The sequence below is a fragment of the Nonomuraea sp. ZG12 genome (genome assembly GCF_052068115.1).
Taxonomy (GTDB): domain Bacteria; phylum Actinomycetota; class Actinomycetes; order Streptosporangiales; family Streptosporangiaceae; genus Nonomuraea.
The window spans coordinates 1-22346 of record NZ_JBQHCW010000039.1 but is presented as its reverse complement, the minus strand read 5'-3'; the positions used below and the strand labels follow the sequence as shown (position 1 = coordinate 22346).

The window sequence follows — 22346 nt, the reverse complement described above, 5'->3', positions numbered from 1 at the left end:
GTCATGACCATGCCGGCGGACAAGGTTCTCGACGCCCTGCGGGCCTCCCTCAAGGAGACGGATCGGCTGCGCCAGCGCAACCGGCAGCTGGCCGCCTCGTCGTGGGCGCCGATCGCGATCGTCGGCATGGGCTGCCGGTTCCCGGGCGGGGTGAACAACCCCGAAGAGCTCTGGGACCTGGTGGCCGCCGGTGGCGACGCGATCACCGCGTTCCCTGATGATCGCGGCTGGGAGGCCGTCGTCTCCGAGACCGAGACGAAGTACGTCCAGACCGGCGGATTCGTCCAGGACGCGCCGCAGTTCGACGCCGGCTTCTTCGGCATCAGCCCGCGTGAGGCCCTGGCCATGGACCCGCAGCAGCGGATGCTGCTCGAGGTCACCTGGGAGACTTTTGAGCAGGCCGGGATCGACCCGGCCGGTCTGCGCGGTTCGAGAACCGGTGTCTTCGCCGGAGGCACCAACTCCGGGTACGGCGTGAGCGTGGCCGGCATCGAGGGCACCGAGGGTTACATGCTCACCGGCGGCCTGACCGCCGTGATCTCCGGGCGGATCTCGTACACGCTGGGTCTTGAGGGCCCGGCGGTGACGGTGGACACGGCCTGCTCGTCGGCGCTGGTCGCCCTTCACCTGGCCTGTCAGTCGCTGCGCTCGCAAGAGTGCTCGATGGCACTGGCCGGCGCCGTGACCGTGCTGGCCAACCCCGACTCCTTCGCCGACTTCGCCGAGCAGGGCGGCCTGGCCGCGGACGGGCGCTGCAAGGCCTTCGCCGGCGCCGCCGACGGCATCGGCTGGAGCGAGGGCGCCGGGATGTTCCTGCTGGAACGGCTTTCCGACGCACGCCGCAACGGTCACCCGGTGCTGGCCGTGATCCGGGGCAGCGCCGTCAGCCAGGACGGCGCCAGCAACGGGTTGTCCGCGCCCAACGGCCCGGCCCAGCGGCGGGTGATCCGGGACGCGCTGTCCAACGCCCGGCTGTCGCCGGCCGAGGTGGACGCTGTCGAGGCGCACGGCACCGGCACCGTCCTCGGCGACCCGATCGAGGCCCAGGCCATCCTGGCCACTTACGGGCGCGACCGGACCCCGGACCGCCCGCTCTGGCTCGGCTCGGTGAAGTCCAACGTCGGCCACACCGGAGCCGCCGCCGGGGCCGCCGGCCTGATCAAAATGGTGCAGGCTCTGCGTAACCGGCAGCTGCCCCGCACCTTGCACGTGGACGAACCCACCCCCCGGGTGGACTGGACGGCCGGCGAGGTCCGGCTGCTCACCGAACCGCGCCCCTGGAACCCCGAGGCCGACGACACCACAGGCAAGCCCCGGCCGCGCCGGGCCGGGATCTCCGCCTTCGGCATCAGCGGCACCAACGCCCACGTCGTCATCGAAGAAGCCCCGGAAGAGGCGGCCCCAACCGCCGACAACCCGGTGCCCACCGACAACCGGGCGCCCACTGGCAGCCCGGTGCCCGCCGAGAGGCTCGCGGACGCAGGAGGAGCGGGTGGTGAGGCCGGCCCCGAAACCGTTGAGCCGCAGCCGAAGGTCCTCACCGGGGCGAGCGCGGCCTGGCTCGTGTCCGCTCGGACGGCCGGCGGGCTGGCCGCCCAGGCCACCCGGCTGGCTGAGTTCAGCGCCAGGAAGCCGGATCTGGACCCGGTCGACGTCGGCTGGTCGCTGGCCACGGCCCGTTCGCTGTTCGAGCATCGCGCGGTCGTCGTGGGCGCGGACCGTGACGCGTTGACCGCGAGCCTGGCCGCGCTCGCCACCGGCGCCCCGGCGGCCGGCCTGGTCAGCGGCTCGATTCCGGCCGGGGGGAGTGCCGGCCGGAAGGTGTTCGTGTTCCCTGGTCAGGGGGGTCAGTGGGTTGGTATGGGGCGGGAGTTGGCCGGGGCGAGTCCGGTGTTCGCGGCTCGGTTGGCTGAGTGTGGGGAGGCGTTGGCTCCGTACGTTGAGTGGGATCTCGTCGAGGTGCTGGGCGATTCGGGGGTTTTGTCGCGGCTTGATGTGGTGCATCCGGTTTTGTGGGCTGTGATGGTGTCGTTGGCGGCGGTGTGGGAGGCGGCGGGGGTTCGTCCGGATGCGGTGATCGGTCATAGTCAGGGGGAGATCGCGGCCGCGTGTGTGGCGGGGGTGTTGTCGCTTTCGGATGGTGCGCGGGTGGTGGCTCGTCGTGGTCAGGCGATGATGGCGCTGGCCGGCCGGGGTGGCGTGTTGTCGATCGCTGCTTCCCTGGAAGCTGTTGAGGCTCGGTTGCGGCCTGGTGTGTCGGTGGCGACGGTGAACGGTCCTGAGGCTGTCACGGTGTCGGGTGCGGTGGATGCGCTGAGTTCGCTTGCGGCGGAGTGTGAGCGGGATGGTGTTCGGGCGCGGTTCGTGCCGATGGATTATGCGCCGCATGGTCCGCAGGTGGAGGGCATCCGGGGTGAGGTGCTGGCTGCCTTGGAGGGGGTTGTTCCTGGTACTGCGGTGATTCCGATGGTTTCGGGGATGACCGGTGACTATCTGGATGGGTCTGAGGCGGGTCCGGAGTATTGGTATGCGAGTCTGCGTTCGACGGTGCAGTTCGCGCGGGGTGTGGAGCGGCTGGGTCGTGACGGCTATGGGGTGTTCGTTGAGGTTTCGCCGCATCCGGTGCTGACGACGGCGATGGCCGCCACGCTGGAAACCGCTGAGATCGTGCCGGTGGTGACCGGCACCTTGCGCCGGGATGAGGGTGGTCCGGCGCGGGTTCTGGCTTCGCTGGCCGAGGTGCATGTCCGGGGCGTTCCCGTGGACTGGACCGCGGTCCTGCCCACCGGCCGGCGCGTCGACCTGCCCACCTACGCCTTCCAACGCCAGCGATTCTGGCCGTCGTCGCTGGGCGGAGGCGTGGGGGACCTGCGGTCGGCCGGCCTTAACTCGGTCGGTCACTCGCTGCTCGGCGCCGCAGTGGAGCTGGCCGACGGCGATGGGCTGGTCCTGACGGGGCGCTTGTCGGTACGGGCCCAGCCCTGGTTGGGCGATCACCTGGTCGGCGGGACGGCGTACTTCCCCGGGACCGGCTACGTGGAGCTGGCGGTCGTCGCCGGTCACCTGGTCGGATGCACCCGCATCGACGAGCTGACGCTGGCCGACCCGTTGATGCTCCTCCCCGATGAGGAGATGCGGATCCAGGTCACCGTGAGCGGTCCGGATCAGGACGGCCTGCGTGAGGTGGAGATCTTCGCCCGGTCGGCGGACGCCGGGGGCGAGTGGACCCGGCACGCGGCCGGACGAGTCGGTGCGGCGGCACCGGCCGATGCGAACGCCGATGACCTTTCGGTCTGGCCGCCGGAGGACGCCGATCCGATCCCGCTCGACGGCCTGTACGAGGCGCTGGCGGCGGCAGGGCAGGACCTGGGGCCGGCGTTCCGGGGATTGAACGCGGTCTGGCGGCGTGGCGAGGACGTCTTCGCCGAAGTGGCGTTGCCGGAGCAGAACGCCACGAATGCGGCGGTCTTCGGCCTGCATCCGGCCGTGCTGGACGCGGCGCTGCAGGCGGTCTGGCTGACGTCGTCGGGTGATGCCGGGGCACGGATGCCGTTCGTCTGGTCGGATGTGTCCTTGTACGCGGCCGGTGCGACGATGTTGCGCGTCCGGTTGCGGCAGGACGTGAACGGCGCGGTGTCGCTGCTGGCCGTCGACGCGGCCGGGACACCGGTCGTCTCCGTCGGGTCGCTGGTGCTGCGGCCGGTGGAGGTGTCCCGGTCGGGGGCCGGTCATGCGCTACGAGACGCGTTGTTCAGCGTGGAGTGGGTCCCCGTTCCGGTGTCGGCGGCACCGGTCGGGCGCTGGGGCGTCGTCGGCGCCGATTCCCTCGGCCTGGCCACAGGGCTGGCCGAAGCAGGGGTGGAGCTCAGCATCTACCCGGACCTTGCGTCGCTCACCGCCGCGGCCGAGTCCGGTGACCTCGTACCCGAGGTGGTGCTGCTGGGGATCGAGAGCGGCGAGTCCGCCCATGGCGACCAGGCACAGGCGGCCCGGCGGCTCACGGTCGAGGCGCTGGAGGCGGCGCAACACTGGCTGACACCGGCGTCGCTGCTCGACAGCCGTCTGGTGGTCGTCACCCGCGGCGCGATCGCGGCCCAGCCGGGCGAGGGCGTGACCGACCTGGGAGCGGCGGCGGTCTGGGGCCTCCTGCGCTCGGCCCAGTCGGAGAACCCGGGCCGTTTCGTCTTGGTCGACCTTCCTGCCAGGGAAAATACGGATAAAAGCGCAGAAAAGAACGACGAGGCAAACGGAAAGGAAGGCGCGGAAGGGAGCACGGCCGAGAGCGCGGGTGCGGGCGCTGGTGCGGGCGAGGGCGCGGACAAGACGGTGCCACCGCTGGTTTCGGTGGGCGTACTGGCCGGTGCGCTCGGTTCCGCAGAGCCGGAACTGGCGGTTCGGGATCAGCGCGCTTACGGACGCCGCCTGGTCCGTCCGGCCACCGTCCCGTGGTCCACGGACCCGACCGGAGAGTCCCCAGGGGCCAGCGCGGCCGGAGAACCCGGCGCGGCCGATGAGGTCGGCGCGGTCGGTGTGGGTGAGCGGGTTCCCGGTACGGTGCTGATCACCGGTGGCACGGGCACCCTGGCCGGTCTCACCGCGCGGCACCTCGCGACCACCGGCCGGGCCCGGCAACTGCTGCTGGTCAGCCGTTCCGGCCCGGCCGCCGCCGGGGTCGCCGCTCTGGCCGCCGATCTCGCCGAAGGCGGCGCCGGCGTACGGATCGCGGCGGCCGACGTCGCCGACCGGGCGGCCGTGGTCGGACTGCTGGCGACGCTCCCCCGGACGCACCCGCTGACCGGCGTCGTGCACGCCGCCGGCATCGTCGACGACGGCGTGATCGGCTCACTCACCCCCGAACGCGTCGAGGCGGTGATGCGGCCGAAGACCGACCCGGCCTGGATCCTGCACCAGCTGACCGAGGACTACGACCTGGACCTGTTCGTCCTTTTCTCCTCGGCCGCCGCCACCTTCGGCGGCCCCGGACAGGGCAACTACACGGCCGGTAACGCGTTCCTGGACGCCCTGGCCGCCCATCGCCGGGCCGCCGGTCTGCACGGTCTGTCGCTGGCCTGGGGAGCGTGGGTCACGGGAGCCGGCATCGGCCGGAACCTGAGCCATGGCCTGCTGGCCCGCGCCACCGGCGGCGGCACCGCCGAGCTGGGGGCCGAGGACGGCCTGCTCCTGCTCGACCTGGCCCTGAGCCGGGACGAGGCCCTGCTGGTGCCGTTCCGGCTGGACGTCGCCGGGCTCCGGGCCGCGGCTGTGCGCGGTGGAGCGCTGCCGCCGCTGCTGCACGGGCTGGCCGGCCCGATCCGCGCGGGAGTGACCTCGGCGGTGAACACCGGCGCCGGATCAGGGGCGATGCAGCGGCTGGCCAGGGTGCCGGCGGCCGAACGCGACCGGATCCTGACCCAGCTGGTCCGCTCCCATGTCGCCGCCGTCCTCGGCCACGCCTCGCCGGAGCTGATCGAGCCGAACCGGACCTTCGCCGAGCTCGGGTTCGACTCCCTCACCGCCGTCGAGCTGCGCAACCGGCTGAGCGCGGCCACCGGCCTGCGGCTGACCGCCACCCTTGTCTTCGACTATCCCACCGCGCACGCTCTGAGCGGCCACCTCGGCGAGCAGTTGGCCGGCGCCGGTCCGGCGTCGGGCCTCCAGGCCGCACCGCCCCTCCAGGCGGCGGTGACCGGTGACCCGATCGCCATTGTCGGCATGGGCTGCCGGTTCCCCGGCGGCGTCGACAGCCCGGACGACATGTGGCGGATGCTCAGCACCGGCACGGACACGATCTCGCGGTTCCCCGCCGACCGGGGCTGGGACACCGCCGCCCTCTACGACCCGGACCCGGAGAACCTCGGCACCTCGTACACGAACGAAGGCGGATTCGTGGACGGCGCGGGCGAGTTCGACCCGGCGTTCTTCCGGATCAGCCCGCGTGAGGCCATCGCCATGGACCCGCAGCAGCGGCTGCTGCTGGAGACCTCCTGGGAGGCGCTGGAGCACGCCGGCATCGACCCGACCTCGCTGCGCGGCTCGATGACCGGGGTCTTCGTCGGCGCCGCCGCGTCCGGGTACTCGGCCCTGGGCTTGACCGGTGACGGCGCCGAGGGGCACCTGCTCACCGGGAACGTCCCCAGCGTGATCTCCGGCCGCGTCTCCTACACCCTCGGGCTGGAGGGCCCGGCGGTGACGGTCGACACGGCCTGCTCGTCGTCGCTGGTCGCCCTGCACCTGGCCGCCGCCGCGCTGCGGACGGGGGAGTGCACGATGGCGCTGGCCGGCGGTGTGATGATCATGGTCGACGCGGCCGAGTTCCTCAGCTTCGCCCAGCAGCGGGCGCTCGCCGCCGACGGCCGGTCGAAGGCGTTCTCCGACGGCGCCGACGGGATGGGGCTCGGCGAGGGCTCGGGCATGGTCGTCCTGGAACGGCTTTCCGACGCCCGCCGGAACGGGCACCCGGTCCTGGCCGTGGTGGCCGGCAGCGCGATCAACCAGGACGGCGCCTCCAACGGGCTGACCGCGCCGAACGGCCCCTCGCAGCAGCGGGTGATCCGGGCAGCCCTGGCCGGCGCGGGTCTGTCCGCCGCCGACGTCGACGCCGTCGAGGCGCACGGCACGGGAACGACCCTGGGCGACCCGATCGAGGCGCAGGCCCTGCTGGCCACCTACGGCCAGGACCGGCCCGAGGGGCGGCCGCTGTGGCTGGGCTCGGTGAAGTCGAACATCGGCCACGCCCAGCAGGCCGCGGGCGTGGCCGGGGTGATGAAGATGGTCCTCGCCCTGCGGAACGGCGAGCTGCCGGCCACCCTGCATGCCGCCGAGCCGTCCTCGCACATCGACTGGACCATGGGTGACGTCCGGCTCCTCACCGAGCCGGTGCCCTGGCCCGCCGGCGGCCGCCCTCGCCGGGCCGGCATCTCCTCCTTCGGCATCAGCGGCACCAACGCCCACCTGATCATCCAAGACCCCCCGGCCCCCGTCGCCACCCCCGCGCGGACCCTGGACCCCCTGATCACGCACACGCCGACGACCGCTTGGCTCGTCTCCGCGCAGACCTCGGCCGGTCTGGCCGCCCAGGCCGGGCGCCTGGTCACCCGCGTCAGCGCCGACCCGGAGCTGACGCCGGCCGACGTCGGCTGGTCCCTGGCCACCACCCGGTCCACGTTCGAGCACCGCGCCGTCGTCCTCGGCGGCACCCGGGACGACCTGCTGAGCGGCCTGTCCGCCGTCGCCGCCGGTCACCCGGCCCCCGGCCTGGTCACCGGCGTGGCGGCCACGCCCGGCCCGACCGTGTTCGTCTTCCCCGGCCAGGGCTCGCAGTGGGCCGGCATGGGCCGGGACCTGGCCCGGACCAGCCCGGTCTTCGCCGCTCGGCTGGCCGAGTGCGAGCAGGCGCTGAGCCCTTACCTCGATTGGTCCCCGAGTGACGTCCTGGCCGGTACGGAGGGCGCGCCCGGCCTGGACCGCGTCGACGTCGTACAGCCGTTGCTGTGGGCGGTGATGGTGTCCCTGGCCGCGGTCTGGCAGGCCGCCGGGGTCCGGCCGGACGCGGTCGTCGGTCACAGCCAGGGGGAGATCGCGGCCGCCGTGATCGCCGGCATCCTCACCCTGGACGATGCCGCGAAGGTCGTGGCACTGCGCAGTCAGGCGCTCACCGCGCTGTCCGGTCGCGGCGGCATGCTCTCGATCGCCGAGCCCGCCGGCCTGGTCGAGACCCGGCTGCTCTCCCGTACCGGACAGGTCGCGATCGCGGCCGTCAACGGCCCGGACGCGACCGTCGTCTCCGGCGACCCCGAGGCGTTACGCCAGGTCAGGGACGAGTGCGAGCGCGACGGCGTACGGGCGCGGATGCTGCCGGTCGACTACGCCTCGCACGGCCCCCAGGTGGATGCGTTGCGGGAGGAGATCCTGAGCCTGCTGGACGGGATCAGCCCGCGACCGGCCACCCTGCCGATGGTGTCGGCGATGACCGGCGAGCACCTGACCGGCCCCGAGGCCGGCGCGGAGTACTGGTACGCGAGCCTGCGCGCGCCCGTCCGGTTCGAACGCGCCATCAGGGCGCTGCGGGCGGGCGGCTACGGGACCTTCGTCGAGGTGTCGGCCCACCCCGTCCTGACTGCGGCCATCGGCGTCACCCTGGAGAGCATGGCCGACGCTACCGGCCCGGCGCCCGTCGTGGCCGGGACGTTGCGTCGTGACGACGGCGGCCCCGCACGCATGCTGGCCTCCCTGGCCGAGCTGCACGTCCGGGGCGTCGCCGTCGACTGGGCCGGGGTGCTGGGCGGCGGGGCCCGGGTCGACCTGCCCACGTACGCGTTCCAGCATCAGCGGTTCTGGCCGTTGCCGCCGGCGGCGGGATCGGGGGATCTGCGCTCGGCGGGCCTGAGCTCGGTCGGTCACGCGCTGCTCGGCGCGGCGATCGAGCTGGCCGACGGCGACGGCCTGGTGATCACCGGACGGTTGTCGGCGCGGACCCAGCCGTGGCTGGGCGATCACGTTCTGGGCGGGACGGCGTTCTTCCCCGGCACGGGTTACGTGGAGCTGGCGGCGGTGGCCGGTCACCTGGTCGGGTGCACTCGGATCGACGAGCTGACCCTGGCCGCCCCGCTGGTTCTGCTCCCGGAGGAGGAGGTCCAGGTCCAGGTCACGGTGAGCGGCCCGGATCAGGACGGACTGCGGGATCTGGAGATCTTCGCCCGCGTGCAGGACGCCGGCACGGGGTGGACCCGGCACGCGGCCGGGCGGGTGGGTCCCTCCGAGCCCGCGGCCGACCTGGACACGGCCGACTTCGCGGTGTGGCCGCCGGAAGGCGCCACCCCGCTCGGGGTGGACGGTCTGTACGAGGCGCTGGCGGCGGCCGGGCAGGACTTCGGCCCTGCGTTCCAGGGATTGAACGCCGCCTGGCGGCGAGGCGACGACGTCTTCGCCGAAGTGGCGCTGCCGGACCGGACCGACACGAACGCGGCGATCTTCGGCCTGCACCCGGCCGTGCTGGACGCGGCGCTGCAGGCGGTCTGGCTGACGTCGTCGGGCGAAGGCGGTCCCAGGATGCCGTTCGTCTGGTCGGACGTGTCCCTGTACGCGGCCGGTGCGACGATGTTGCGGGCCCGGTTGCGGCAGGACGCGAACGGCGCGGTGTCGCTGCTGGCCGTCGATGGCGCCGGGGCGCCGGTCGTCTCCGTCGGATCGCTGGTGCTGCGGCCGGTGGCCGCGTCGGCGCCGGGGGCCGGTCATTCGCTGCGGGACGCGCTGTTCGGCGTGGAGTGGGTCCCGGTCCCGAGCGTGGGACCGGCGGCGGCCGGGCGGTGCGCCGTGGTCGGTGCCGACTCCCTCGGCCTGACCCAGGATCTCGCCGCGGCCGGTATGGCTCCGGCCTCCTACCCCGACCTGTCCGCGCTGGCCGACTCCGGCGACCCGATCCCCGAGGTGCTGCTGATCGCCGTCGGCACCGACGGCGCCGACCAGGGGCGGGCGGCCCGGCGGCTGACCAACGAGGTCCTGGCCCTGCTACAGCGGTGGCTGACCCTGGATGCGATGGCCGACAGCCGCCTGGTCGTCGTCACGCGCGGCGCGGTCGCGGCCAGGCCCGGTGAGAACGTGACCGACCTGGCCGCCGCGGCGGTCTGGGGCCTGCTGCGGTCGGCGCAGTCGGAGAACCCCGGCCGCCTCACGCTGGCCGACCTGCCCGCGAACACGTACGAGAGCCCCGGCGACGGTGGCGCGCCGGTGAGCGTGCTGGCCGGTGGGCTCGGTTCCGCCGAGCCGGAACTGGCCGTCCGGGATGAGCGTCTTCACGGCCGCCGCCTCACCCGCCCGGCAGCTTCGCCGGGCTCGGCGGAACCGGCGCGGACGCCGGGCGCGGTGCTGATCACCGGCGGTACCGGCACGCTGGCGGGCCTGACCGCCCGGCATCTGGCCGCGACGGGCCGGGCGCGGCACCTGCTGCTGGTCAGCCGTTCCGGCCCGGCCGCCCCCGGTGCCGCCGCCGTGGCCGCCGGAGTCGCCGAGGCGGGCGCCGACGTCCACGTCGTGGCCGCCGACGTCACCGACCGTGCCGCCGTGGCGGGCCTCCTGGCAGGAATCCCCAGGTCGTACGCGCTGACCGGGGTCGTGCACACCGCCGGGATCGTCGACGACGGCGTGATCGGCTCCCTGACCCCTGACCAGGTGGACGCCGTGATGCGGCCGAAGACCGACGCCGCCTGGATCCTGCACGAGCTGACCGAGGGGTTCGGGCTGGACCTGTTCGTCATGTTCTCCTCCGCCGCCGCCACGTTCGGCAGCGGTGGCCAGGGGAACTACGCGGCCGGTAACGCGTTCCTGGACGCCCTGGCCGCCCGCCGCCGCGCGGAGGGACTGCCCGGCCTGTCGCTGGCCTGGGGAGCGTGGGTCGCCGGGGCCGGCATCGGCCGGAACCTGAGCGAGGGCCTGCTGGCCCGCGCCACCGGCGGCGGCACCGCCGAGCTGGGCGCCGACGAGGGGCTGGCCGTGTTCGACCTGGCGTTGAGCCGGGACGAGGCTCTGCTGGTGCCGTTCCGGCTGGACGTCGCCGGGCTCCGGGCGGTGGCCGCGCGCGGTGGGGCGCTGCCGCCGCTGCTGCACGGGCTGGCCGGCCCGATCCGCGCCGGGGTGGCCTCGGCGGTGAACGCCGGCGCCGGGTCGAGCGCGCTGCGGCAGCAGCTGGCCCGGGTGCCGGTGCCCGAACGCGACCGGCTGCTGATCCAGCTGGTCCGCACCCATGTCGCGGCCGTGCTGGGGCACGCGTCGCCGGAGCTGATCGAGCCCGGCCGGGCGTTCAGCGATCTGGGATTCGACTCGCTCACCGCCGTAGACCTGCGCAACCGGCTGAACGAGGCCACCGGGCTGCGGCTGCCGGCCACCCTCGTCTTCGACTACCCGACCACGGCCGTCCTGGCCGGGCACCTGGCGGCCGAACTGCTCGGCGTCCTGGTCCAGGACACGTCCGTCCCGGCGATCAGCGCCCCGGTGACGGGAGAGCCGATCGCCATCGTGGCGATGGGCTGCCGCTTCCCCGGCGGCATCCACGACCCCGAAGGGCTGTGGGAGCTGCTCTCCGCCGGCAAGGACGCGATCAGTCACCTGCCCGGCGACCGCGGCTGGAACCTGGAGGCCCTGTACGATCCCGATCCGGACAAGGCCGGCACGTCCTATGCCCGCTCGGGCGGATTCGTGCACGACGCGGCCGAGTTCGACCCCGGCTTCTTCGGGATCAGCCCGCGCGAGGCCCAGGCGATGGACCCGCAGCAGCGGCTGCTGCTGGAGGTCTGCTGGGAGGCGCTGGAGCGCGCCGGCATCGATCCGACCTCGCTGCGCGGATCGCCCACCGGGGTCTTCGCCGGGGGATCGTCGTGGGGTTACGGCGCGTCCGGTGGGGGCGGCTCCGAAGGCCACCTGATGACCGGCGCCTCGACCAGCGTCATCTCGGGACGGGTCTCGTACACGCTGGGCCTGGAGGGTCCGGCGGTCACCGTCGATACGGCGTGTTCGTCGGCGTTGGTGGCCATGCATCTGGCCGCGTCCGCGTTGCGGGCGGGGGAGTGTTCGCTGGCGTTGGCCGGTGGTGTCACGATCATGGCGACGCCGGGGGCGTTGGTGGGGTTCTCCCGGCAGCGTGGTCTGGCCGAGGACGGCCGTTGCAAGGCGTTCTCGGCGTCGGCGGACGGCATGGGGATGGCCGAGGGCGCCGGGATGATCCTGCTGGAGCGGCTGTCGGACGCGCGGCGGAACGGGCATCCGGTGCTGGCCGTGATGCGGGGCAGTGCGGTGAATCAGGACGGCGCGTCGAACGGGTTGACCGCGCCGAACGGTCCCTCCCAGCAGCGGGTGATCCGGGCGGCCCTGGCCAACGCCAAGCTGGCGGCCGGGGACATCGACGTGGTGGAGGCGCACGGCACCGGTACGACGCTGGGCGACCCGATCGAGGCCCAAGCCTTGCTGGCCACGTACGGGCATGATCGTCCTGAGGATCGGCCGTTGTGGCTCGGGTCGGTGAAGTCCAACCTCGGGCACACCCAGAGCGCGGCAGGCGCCGCCGGCGTGATGAAGATGGTCCTCGCCCTGCACCATCAGGAACTGCCGCTCAGCCTGCACGCGGACGAGCCGGCGGAGAACATCGACTGGTCGGCCGGGGACGTCCGGCTCCTGGCCGAGGCCAGGCCGTGGCCGGCGGGCGACCGGGTCCGGCGGGCCGGGGTGTCGTCGTTCGGGATCAGTGGCACGAACGCCCACCTCATCATCGAGGAAGCCGCACCCCCCGAGGAGAACCCCGAGCCGGCCGAACCGCCGGTGCTGTCGGACGGCGCCGCCTGGCTGGTGTCCGGCCGCACCGCCGCCGGCCTGGCCGAGCAGGCGGCCCGGCTGGCCGAGTTCGCCGGCACGGACGAGACCGCCAAGGCCGCCGGCGTCGCGGACATCGGCTGGTCGCTGGCCACGACCCGGTCGATGTTCGAGCACCGGGCCGTCATCGTGGGGCGGAGCCGGGAGGAGCTGCTGGCCGGGCTGACGGCGGTCGCGACCGGCCGGCCGTCGGCCCAGGCCGTGACCGGGACGGTGCCGGCCGGTGGCGGTGGCGGCCGGGTGGTGTTCGTGTTCCCGGGACAGGGGTCGCAGTGGGCCGGGATGGGCCGGGAGCTGGCGGCCTCGTCCCCGGTGTTCGCCGCCCGGCTGGCCGAGTGCGGTCAGGCGCTCGCCCCGTACGTGGACTGGTCGCTGGACGACGTGCTGCACGGCCGGGAAGGCGCGCCGGACCTGGACCGGGTCGACGTGGTCCAGCCTGCTCTGTGGGCGATCATGGTGTCGCTGGCGGCGGTGTGGCAGGCCGCCGGGGTGCACCCCGACGCCGTGCTCGGGCACTCCCAGGGCGAGATCGCCGCCGCGTACGTGGCCGGGATCCTGTCGCTGGAGGACGCCGCCCGCATCGTGGCCCTGCGCAGCCGCGCGCTGACCGCGCTGTCCGGGCGCGGCGGCATGCTGTCGCTCGCCGAATCCGCCGAAGCGGTCGAGGCCCGGCTGGTCTCGCGGGCCGACCGGGTGGACATCGCCGCGGTCAACGGCCCGGACGCCACCGTCGTCTCCGGTGACCCCGACGCCCTGGACGAGCTCGCCGCCGAATGTGAGGCGGCCGGGATCCGGGCCCGCCGGCTCCCCGTCGACTACGCCTCCCACGGCCCGCAGGTCGAGGAGCTCCGCGACGAGATCCTCACCCTGCTGGAGCCGATCACCCCACGGCCCGGCCGGATCCCCATGGCGTCGGCCATGACCGGCGAGATCCTGGAGGGAACCGAGGCCGACGCCGGCTACTGGTACGCCAGCCTGCGCGCCCCGGTTCAGTTCGCCGAGACCGTCCAGATGCTGGGTGACGCCGGGTACACGGTCTTCGTCGAGACCTCCGCGCATCCGGTCCTGACCACCGCCGTCCAGGCCACCCTCGACGACCCCGGCCCCGACCAGCCTTCCGGCACGGGCGGCGGCGACCGGGTGGTCACCGGCACCCTCCGGCGGGACGACGGCGGCCCGGACCGGGTCCTGGCCGCCCTCGCCGAGGCGCACGCGCACGGCGTCGTCGTCGACTGGCCGAAGGTGCTCCCCGCCGCACGCCGGATCGCCCTGCCGACCTACGCCTTCCAACACGAGCGGTACTGGTACCGGCCGGCCCTGCCCGGTGCCGGGGACGTCAGCTCGGCCGGGCTCGACCCGGTCGGCCACCCGCTGCTCGGCGCCGCGGTCGAGCTCGCCGACGCCCACGGACTGGTCGTCACCGGGCGCCTCAGCCTCGCCGAGCAGCCGTGGCTCGCCGAACCCGCGGCGGCCGCGACCGTGCTCACCGAACTCGCGGTCGTGGCCGGCTATCAGGTCGGCTGCCCCCGGATCGCCGAACTCACCCCGGCCGAGCCGCTGGTGATCGAGCCGGGCGCGCCGCTGCAGGTCCAGGTCGTCCTCGGCGACCCGGACGACGACGGGCGGCGTACGGTCGAGATCTACGCCCGGCGCGCCCGCTCCGACGAGCTCTGGACCCGGTACGCCGAGGGGCGGCTCGACCAGGACCGGCCCGCCGACGCGTCACTGTCCGGCGCCTACACGATCTGGCCGCCGACCGGCGCGACCCCGCTCGTCAGCGCTGACGCCGCCTCGGACGGTCCGCTCCGATCCGCCTGGCGGGACGGGGATGACATCCTCGCCGAGCTCGCGCTGCCCGACGAGGCCTCGGGCGCGGCGACGTACGGCCTGCACCCGGCCCTGCTGGCCGCGCTCCCGGACGTCGTCGCGGTCGCCGGGGACGGCTGGCCCGCCGCCGATCCGGCCGAGATCCTCCTGCCGTCCGGCTGGACCGGGATGACCCTGCACGCCGCCGGCGCCTCGACCCTGCGGGCCCGGCTCAGCCGCCCCGCCGACGCCCGGCCCGGCGACGGGCGACTGTCGCTGGTCGCGGTCGACGCCACCGGCGCCCCGGTGCTGTCGGTGGAATCCCTGACGCTGCGGCCGGTCCCGGCCGAGAGACTGCGGACCGGCACCGGTCGTACGCGCGACGCGATGTTCGGTGTGGACTGGGTGCCCGTGCCGGTTACGGACGCCGCCCCGGCAGGTCGCTGGGCCGTCGTCGGCGACGATCGGCTCGGCCTCACCGGCGCGCTGACCGCCGCCGGGGTCGACGCCGAGGCCCACACCGACCTCGCCACCCTCGTCGAAACCGGCGAACCGGCCCCCGATGTGGTGCTGGCCTGCATCGGAGACACCCCGGCGGACGATGAGGACACCGCCCAGGCCGCCCGCCGGACCACCGTCGAGGCGCTCGAACTGATTCAGCGGTGGCTGGCCCTGGACGCCCTGGACGAGGCCCGGCTGGTCATCGTCAGTCGTGGCGCTGTCGCCACCAGGCCCGGCGACGTGGTCACGGACCTTCCGGCCGCCGCCGCCTGGGGGCTTGTCCGCTCGGCCCAATCCGAGCACCCCGGCCGCCTGATCCTCGCCGACCTGCCGTCTTCCCGGACCGTCGCCGAGCTTGCCGACAGCGCCGGGACCGCCGAAAGAGCCGCGCCCGCCGACAGCGCTGAAAGCGCCGAGACCGCTGAGGCGATCGGCGTGCTCGCGGCCGCTCTCGGCTCGGGCGAACCCGAACTGGCGATCCGTACCGGCCGTGCCCACGCCCGCCGTCTCACCCGCCGCACCGCCACCCCCGCCCCAGCGCAGCCAGGCGACCGGGTTGGGACCGTAGCCGCGGCGATGCCGGGCGATGCGGCTGGGACCGTGTTGGTCACCGGTGGGACCGGGACGCTGGCTGGGCTGGTCGCGCGGCATCTGGTCGTGACCGGTCGTGCCGGGCGGCTGCTCCTGGTGAGCCGAAGTGGCCCGGTCGCCGCCGGCGCCGCCGCGCTGGCCGCCGGACTGGCCGGATCCGGGGCCGGCGTACGGATCGTCGCCTGTGACGTCGTCGATCCGGGCGCCCTGGCCGGTCTGCTGGCCGGGACTCCGCTGACCGGCGTGGTCCACACCGCCGGGGTGCTCGACGACGGCGTCATCGATTCGCTGACCGCAGAGCGCGTCGACGCCGTCATGCGGCCCAAGGTGGACGCCGCCTGGCACCTGCACCGGCTCACCGCCGAGCTGGACCTCGACTTCTTCGCCCTGTTCTCCTCGGCGGCCGCGACGTTCGGCGCCGCCGGGCAGGGCAACTACGCGGCCGGGAACGCCTTCCTGGACGCCCTGGCCGCCCACCGGCGGGCCGCCGGTCTGCCCGCCGTCTCACTGGCCTGGGGGCTGTGGGCGGACGCCAGCGGCCTGACCAGCCACCTCAGCGCGGGCGACCGCGACCGGATGACCCGTGGCGGGGTCGGCGCGATGTCCGCCGACGAGGGGCTGGCGCTGCTGGACCTGGCCCTGACCCTGGACGACGCCCTGCTGGTCCCGGCCCGGCTCAACGTGGCCGCGCTGCGCGCCCAGGTCGCGCAGGCCGGCACCAACGCCCTGGTCCCGGCCCTGCTCCGGACCCTGTCCGGCGGCTCGAACCGCGCGCTCGCGGCGGGCGGGACGGCGGGGGAGGCGCTCCGGGCGCAGCTGGCCGCCCTGTCTCCGGCCGAGGCGGACCGTACGCTGACCGACCTGATCCGCGCCCACGCCGGGGCCGTGCTCGGACACGGCCCGACCGGGGTGATGGAGACCGGCCGGGCCTTCCGGGACGTCGGATTCGACTCGCTGACGGCCGTCGAGCTGCGCAACCGGCTGGCCGCCGTCACCGGGCTGAAACTCCCGGTGACCCTGATCTTCGACTACCCGACGCCGGCGGCGCTGGCCGCCCATCTGCGCGCCGAGCTCCAGCAGCAGGCCCGGCCAGGTCAGCGCCAAGGGGCCCGGCCGGAGCTTCCCGCCGTGGCCGCCGCGGCCCCGGACGAGGCGATCGCGATCGTCGGCATCGGCTGCCGGTTCCCCGGCGGCGCCGACAACCCCGAGCACTTCTGGGAGCTGCTGAGGACCGGCACCGATGCCATCGCGGGATTCCCGACGGACCGGGGCTGGGACACCGACGCCGTCTACGCCGCCGACGCGGGCGGTGGAGCCTCCACCACCCGGCTCGGCGGGTTCCTCTACGACGCGGGCGAGTTCGACCCCGGCTTCTTCGGGATCAGCCCCCGTGAGGCGATCGCCATGGACCCGCAGCAGCGGCTGCTGCTGGAGACCTCCTGGGAGGCCCTGGAACGGGCCGGGATCGACCCCGTGACCCTGCGGGGCAGCGCGACCGGCGTCTTCGCGGGCGGATACGGCGGCTCCTGGTACGGCATCGGCCAGGAGGGCTACGGCACCACCGGCAGCGCGGGCAGCGTCATCTCCGGCCGGGTGTCCTACGCGCTCGGGCTGGAGGGCCCGGCGGTGACCGTGGACACGGCCTGCTCCTCCTCCCTGGTGGCCATCCACCTGGCCGCCCAGGCGCTGCGGTCCGGGGAGTGCACGCTCGCGCTGGCCGGCGGCGCCACCGTGATGGCGACGCCGGGGCTGTTCACCGAGTTCTCCCGCCAGGGCGGGCTCGCCACGGACGGGCGCTGCAAGTCCTTCAGCGCCTCGGCGGACGGCACCGGCTGGGGCGAGGGCGCCGGGATCATCCTGCTGGAACGGGTCTCCGACGCGCGGCGGAACGGGCACCGGATCCTGGCCGTGATCCGCGGCAGCGCGGTGAACCAGGACGGCGCCTCGAACGGGCTCACCGCGCCGAACGGCCCGTCCCAGCAGCGGGTGATCCGGGCCGCCCTGGCCAACGCCCGGCTGCGGGCGGGCGACGTGGACGCGGTCGAGGCACACGGGACGGGGACCGTACTGGGGGACCCGATCGAGGCGCAGGCGCTGCTGGCGACGTACGGGCAGGACCGGCCGGAGGGCCGGCCGGTGTGGCTGGGGTCGGTGAAGTCGAACATCGCGCACACCGGCGCCGCCGCCGGCGTGGCGGGTGTGATCAAGATGGTGCTGGCGCTGGAGAACGAGGTCCTGCCGCGCACCCTGCACGCGGACGAGGCGTCCCCGCACGTGGACTGGAGCATGGGCGAGGCCCGGCTGCTGACCGAGCCGACGGCCTGGCCGGTGGGTGAGCGTCCGCGCCGCGCCGGGGTGTCGGCATTCGGGATCAGCGGCACCAACGCCCATCTGATCATCGAGGAGGCGCCGGACGCGTCGGCGCGGCACGACGCCGTCGCCGTCCCGGACGGCGGCGCGAGCGCGCCGCAGGTGCTTCGGGACGCTCCCCTGGCCTGGCTGCTCTCGGCCCGGACGGTGGACGCCCTGGCGGGACAGGCGCGGCGGCTGGCGGGGCGGGCGCGCGACGGCGCGGGCGTGGACCCGGTCGATGTGGCCTGGTCTCTGGCCACGACCCGGTCGGTGTTCGAGCACAGGGCCGTGGTGCTGGGCGCGGACCCGGCCGAGTTGCTGTCGGGTTCGATGGCACTGGCCGCGGGCGAGCGGGCGGGCAACGTGCTTTCTGGTGCGGTTCCGGCCGACCGGACGGGCCGCGTCGGGTTCCTGTTCGCCGGGCAGGGGGCGCAGCGGGCCGGGATGGGCAGGGAGCTGTACGCGGCCAGCCCGGTGTTCGCGGCGGCCTTCGATCGGGTGGTCGAGGTGCTGGAAGCCGAGCTGGGGCTGGCCATCAGGGACGTCGTGCTCAGCGCTCCCGATGTGCGTGACCTGAACGGCGTCTCTCCTGGGGGTGACGCGCTGAACGCGGTCCGCGCCGATCAGACCCTGTACGCCCAGACCGGGTTGTTCGCGGTGGAGGTCGGCCTGGTGGCGCTGCTGGCGGCGGCCGGGATCGTGCCGGATGTGGTGGCCGGTCATTCGGTCGGCGAGATCGCGGCGGCGTACGCGGCCGGAGTGCTGACCCTCGAAGGCGCGTGCGCGCTGGTGGCGAGGCGGGCCCGGCTCATGCAGGGGCTGCCGCTGGGCGGGGCGATGGCGGCGATCGCGGCGAGCGAGGCCGAGGTCGCGGCTGAGCTGGAGAGCGTGCCCGGGGTGTCGTTGGCGGCGGTGAACGGGCCCGCCTCGGTGGTCGTCTCGGGTGATGAGGCCGCCGTCGACCGATTGGTGGAGGTGTGGCGGGAGCGGGGCCGCCGGGTGCGCCGGCTGCGGGTGAGCCACGCGTTCCACTCGGCGCGGATGGACCCCGTGCTCACGGAACTGGACGAGGTGGCCGCCGGTCTGGAGCACCGGATGCCGGCGGTGCCGTGGGTGGGCGCCCTGTCGGGCGAGCTGATCGCGGCCCCGGAGACCGGGTACTGGGCGGCTCAGGCGCGCCGGCCGGTCCGGTTCGCGGACGCGGTCACCACGATGGCGGCTCAAGGCGTCTCGACGTTCATCGAGATCGGCCCGGACGGAACCCTCTCCGCGATGGGATCGACGGCGCTCACCCTCCCCGGCACCGACGACACGGACTTCCTCCCGATGCTCCGCCCCGACACGCCGGCCTCGACCTCGGTCATGACCGCGCTCGGCCGCGCGCACGCCCGGGGGGTGGAGGTGGACTGGACCGCCGTCCTGCCCACCGGACGGCGGATCGACCTGCCGACCTACGCCTTCTCCCGTAAGCGTTTCTGGGCCGAGGCGCCGGCGATCCCGGCCGGGAGCGGGACGGCGGCGGAGGCGCAGTTCTGGGCCGCGGTCGAGCAGGGAGACCTGGCCGGTCTGGCCGGCGCCTTGGACGTGGACGCGCAACGGCCGTTCAGCGAGGTGCTGCCCGTGCTGGCGTCGTGGCGGCAGCGCGACCGGGTGACGTCGGCGGCCGGGGACTGGCGCCATGGCATCACCTGGGTACCGATCTCCGATCCGGAACCGGTCGCGCTGACCGGGACCTGGCTCCTGGTGACGGGTCCGACCGGGCTCGGCCTGGCCGCTGACTGCGTGCGGATGCTGGCCGACCGGGGCGCGACGGCGATTCAGGTCGAGGTGGGCGCATGCGATGCGGACCGGGAGACGCTGGGCGCCCGGCTGAGCGAGGTCCGGTCCGCGCACACGGCCGACGGGCCGGCGCCGTCGATCAGCGGGGTGCTGTCGCTGCTGGCTTTGGAGGAGGCGTCGCTGCCGGGGTTCGCGTCGGTGCCGGCGGGGCTGGCCGCTACTCAGGGGCTGATTCAGGTGCTCGGGGATGCCGGTGTGACCGCGCCGTTGTGGGTGGTGACGCGGTCGGCGGTGGCGGTCGCGCCGGGGGAGAGTCTGACCAGTCCGGTGCAGGCGCAGGTGTGGGGGCTGGGCCGGGTGGCGGCGCTGGAGCACCCGGATCGGTGGGGTGGCCTGATCGATGTGCCGCAGGAGTCGACCGATCGCGTCGCGTCCCGGCTGGGCGCGGTGCTGGCCGGGTGCGGTGAGGATCAGGTGGCGATCCGGGGCGCGGGGATCATGGCTCGGCGGCTGGTCCGCGGCCCGCGGCCGGGTGGTGGCCGTTCGTGGGCGCCTCGCGGTGCCGTCCTGGTGACAGGTGGGACCGGGGCGCTCGGCGGGCGGGTGGCCCGGTGGTTGCCGGGACGCGGCGCTTCGCGGGTGGTGCTGTCCAGCCGCTCGGGTCCGGCGGCGGCAGGTGCCGCCGCGCTGGCCGCCACGCTGGCGGCGGCCGGGACCCGGGCCGAGGTGGTCGCCTGTGACACCGCCGAGCGGGCGGAGGTGGCCGGGCTGCTGGCCTGGATCGGTTCCGGTGGTGCGCCGTTGAGCACCGTCTTCCACGCCGCGGGGACGGAGCGGGGCGGCCCCTTGCAGGCGGGCGGCCCGGAGGAACTGGCCGCGAATCTGGCGCCCAAGGCGTCCGGGGCGGAGCACCTGGACGAGCTCACGGCCGGCCTCGACCTGGACGCGTTCGTGTTGTTCTCCTCGATCGCCGCCGTGTGGGGCAGCGGGCATCAGTCCGCCTATGCCGCCGCCAACGCCTACCTCGACGCGCTGGCCGAAAACCGCCGTGCACGCGGTCTGACGGCCACGTCCGTGGCCTGGGGCCTGTGGGGCGGCGGTGGGATGGGAGCCCGGGACGGGGGCGAGGCCGCGGCGCAGATGGCGCGGATGGGCATCCGGGCGATGGACCCCGATCAGGCGATCGGCGCCCTGGCCGCGACGCTGGACGGCGGCGAAGGGCTGGTGACGGTCGCCGACATCGATTGGGAGCGGTTCGTCCCGGTCTTCACCTTGCGCCGGCCCAGTCCGTTGATCAGTGATCTGCCCGAGGCCCGGCAGGTCCTGCACGCAGGCGCCGCGGATGGTGAGGTCACGGAGGCGGCGCGCAGCCCGCTGGGTGAGCGCCTGGCCGCCGTCTCACCCGCGGAGCGGGATCGTATCCTGACCGACCTGGTCCGGGCCGAGGTCGCGGCCGTCCTCGGACACGAGTCCCCGGACTCCGTCGGCGCCAGACAGGCCTTCCAGGACCTGGGGTTCGACTCCCTCACCGCGGTCGAACTGCGTAACCGGCTGTCCACGGCCACCGCCATGCGGCTGCCCGCCACGCTGATCTTCGACTACCCGACCCCCACCGCGCTGGCCCGGCATCTGCAGTCGGAACTCGTCCCGTCGGCCGGCGACAGCGGCACCGAGAACGCCGAAGAGGCCGAACTCAGGAAGGTCCTGTCGTCGGTCCCCCTCAGCCTGCTGAGAAGTGCCGGACTGCTCGAACCCCTTCTCGAACTGGCCGATGTCGCGGACGGCGCGCCAGAACCGGACGAGGAATCCGTGAGCATCGAGGAGATGGACGTCGCCGATCTGATCAGGATCGCCCGCGACCGGTCCAGCTCCGAAGAACTCCTCTGACGTCCCGAGCCCGGATCGTCTCGAACGCACGGCAAGAGTGAAAAGGAGCCCAAGGTGGCATCGTCTACGGAAGATCTGGTCGCGGCGCTGCGGGGATCGCTGGTGGACAACGAGCGCCTGCGGCGTCAGAACAAGCGCTTCACGGCCTCTTTGACCGAGCCGATCGCGATCGTCGGGATGGGATGCCGTTTTCCGGGCGGTGTCCGTGGCCCCGAGCAGTTCTGGGAGCTCCTGGCCTCGGGTACCGACGCCGTGTCCGGTTTTCCGGTGGACCGGGGGTGGGACACCGCCATGTTCGGCGCGCCGGGGCTCGACGGCTCCGCCTCGTCCGCGGCGCAGGGCGGGTTCATCTACGACGTGGGCGATTTCGATCCGGGGTTCTTCGGGATCAGTCCGCGTGAGGCGCTGGCGATGGATCCGCAGCAGCGGTTGTTGCTGGAGACGTCGTGGGAGGCGCTGGAGCGGGCGGGGATCGAGCCGCGGTCGTTGGGCGGCAGCCGGACCGGGGTGTTCGCCGGGGGAACGCCCACCGGGTACGGCGCCGGCCTGGAAGGCACCGGTTCGGAGGGATATCTGCTCACCGGTACCTCGGGGGCCGTCATCTCGGGCCGGGTGTCGTACGTGCTGGGCCTGGAAGGGCCGTCGGTGACCGTGGACACGGCGTGTTCGTCCTCGCTGGTGGCCCTGCACCTGGCGGTGCAGGCGTTGCGGTCGGGGGAGTGCACACTGGCGCTGGCGGGCGGGGTGACGGTGATGGCGACCCCGGCCGGGTTCGCGGCCTTCGCCGAGCAGCAGGGGCTGGCCTCCGACGGGCGGTGCAAGTCGTTCGGCGCCGGCGCGGACGGGACGGGCTGGGGCGAGGGAGCCGCCGTCCTGGTGGTGGAGCGGCTGTCGGACGCGCGGCGCAACGGGCATCCGGTGCTGGCGGTGGTGCGCGGCAGCGCGGTGAATCAGGACGGTGCGTCGAACGGACTGTCGGCTCCGAATGGTCCTTCGCAGCAGCGGGTGATCCGGGCCGCGTTGGCGAGTGCCCGGCTGTCGGCAGCGGACGTCGATGTGGTGGAGGCGCACGG

Annotated in this window: 2 protein-coding genes; both read left to right on the top strand. The window is 74.2% G+C overall.

Going from position 1 to position 22346, the window contains the following annotated elements:
• The first annotated feature begins 3 nt into the window (after positions 1-3).
• Entirely contained in the window at positions 4-21273 is a 21270-nt protein-coding gene (locus ACTMTF_RS46315; protein ID WP_441116465.1) for a type I polyketide synthase, read from the top strand.
• A gap of 54 nt (positions 21274-21327) precedes the next feature.
• Positions 21328-22346: beta-ketoacyl synthase N-terminal-like domain-containing protein (locus ACTMTF_RS46310; protein WP_441116464.1), on the top strand; the 1019-nt coding region annotated here is incomplete at its 3' end.

Excerpts from the sequence above, each read along its gene's own strand:
- ACTMTF_RS46315 (WP_441116465.1), top strand. The coding sequence starts at position 4 with ATGACCATGCCGGCGGACAAGGTTCTCGACGCCCTGCGGGCCTCCCTC.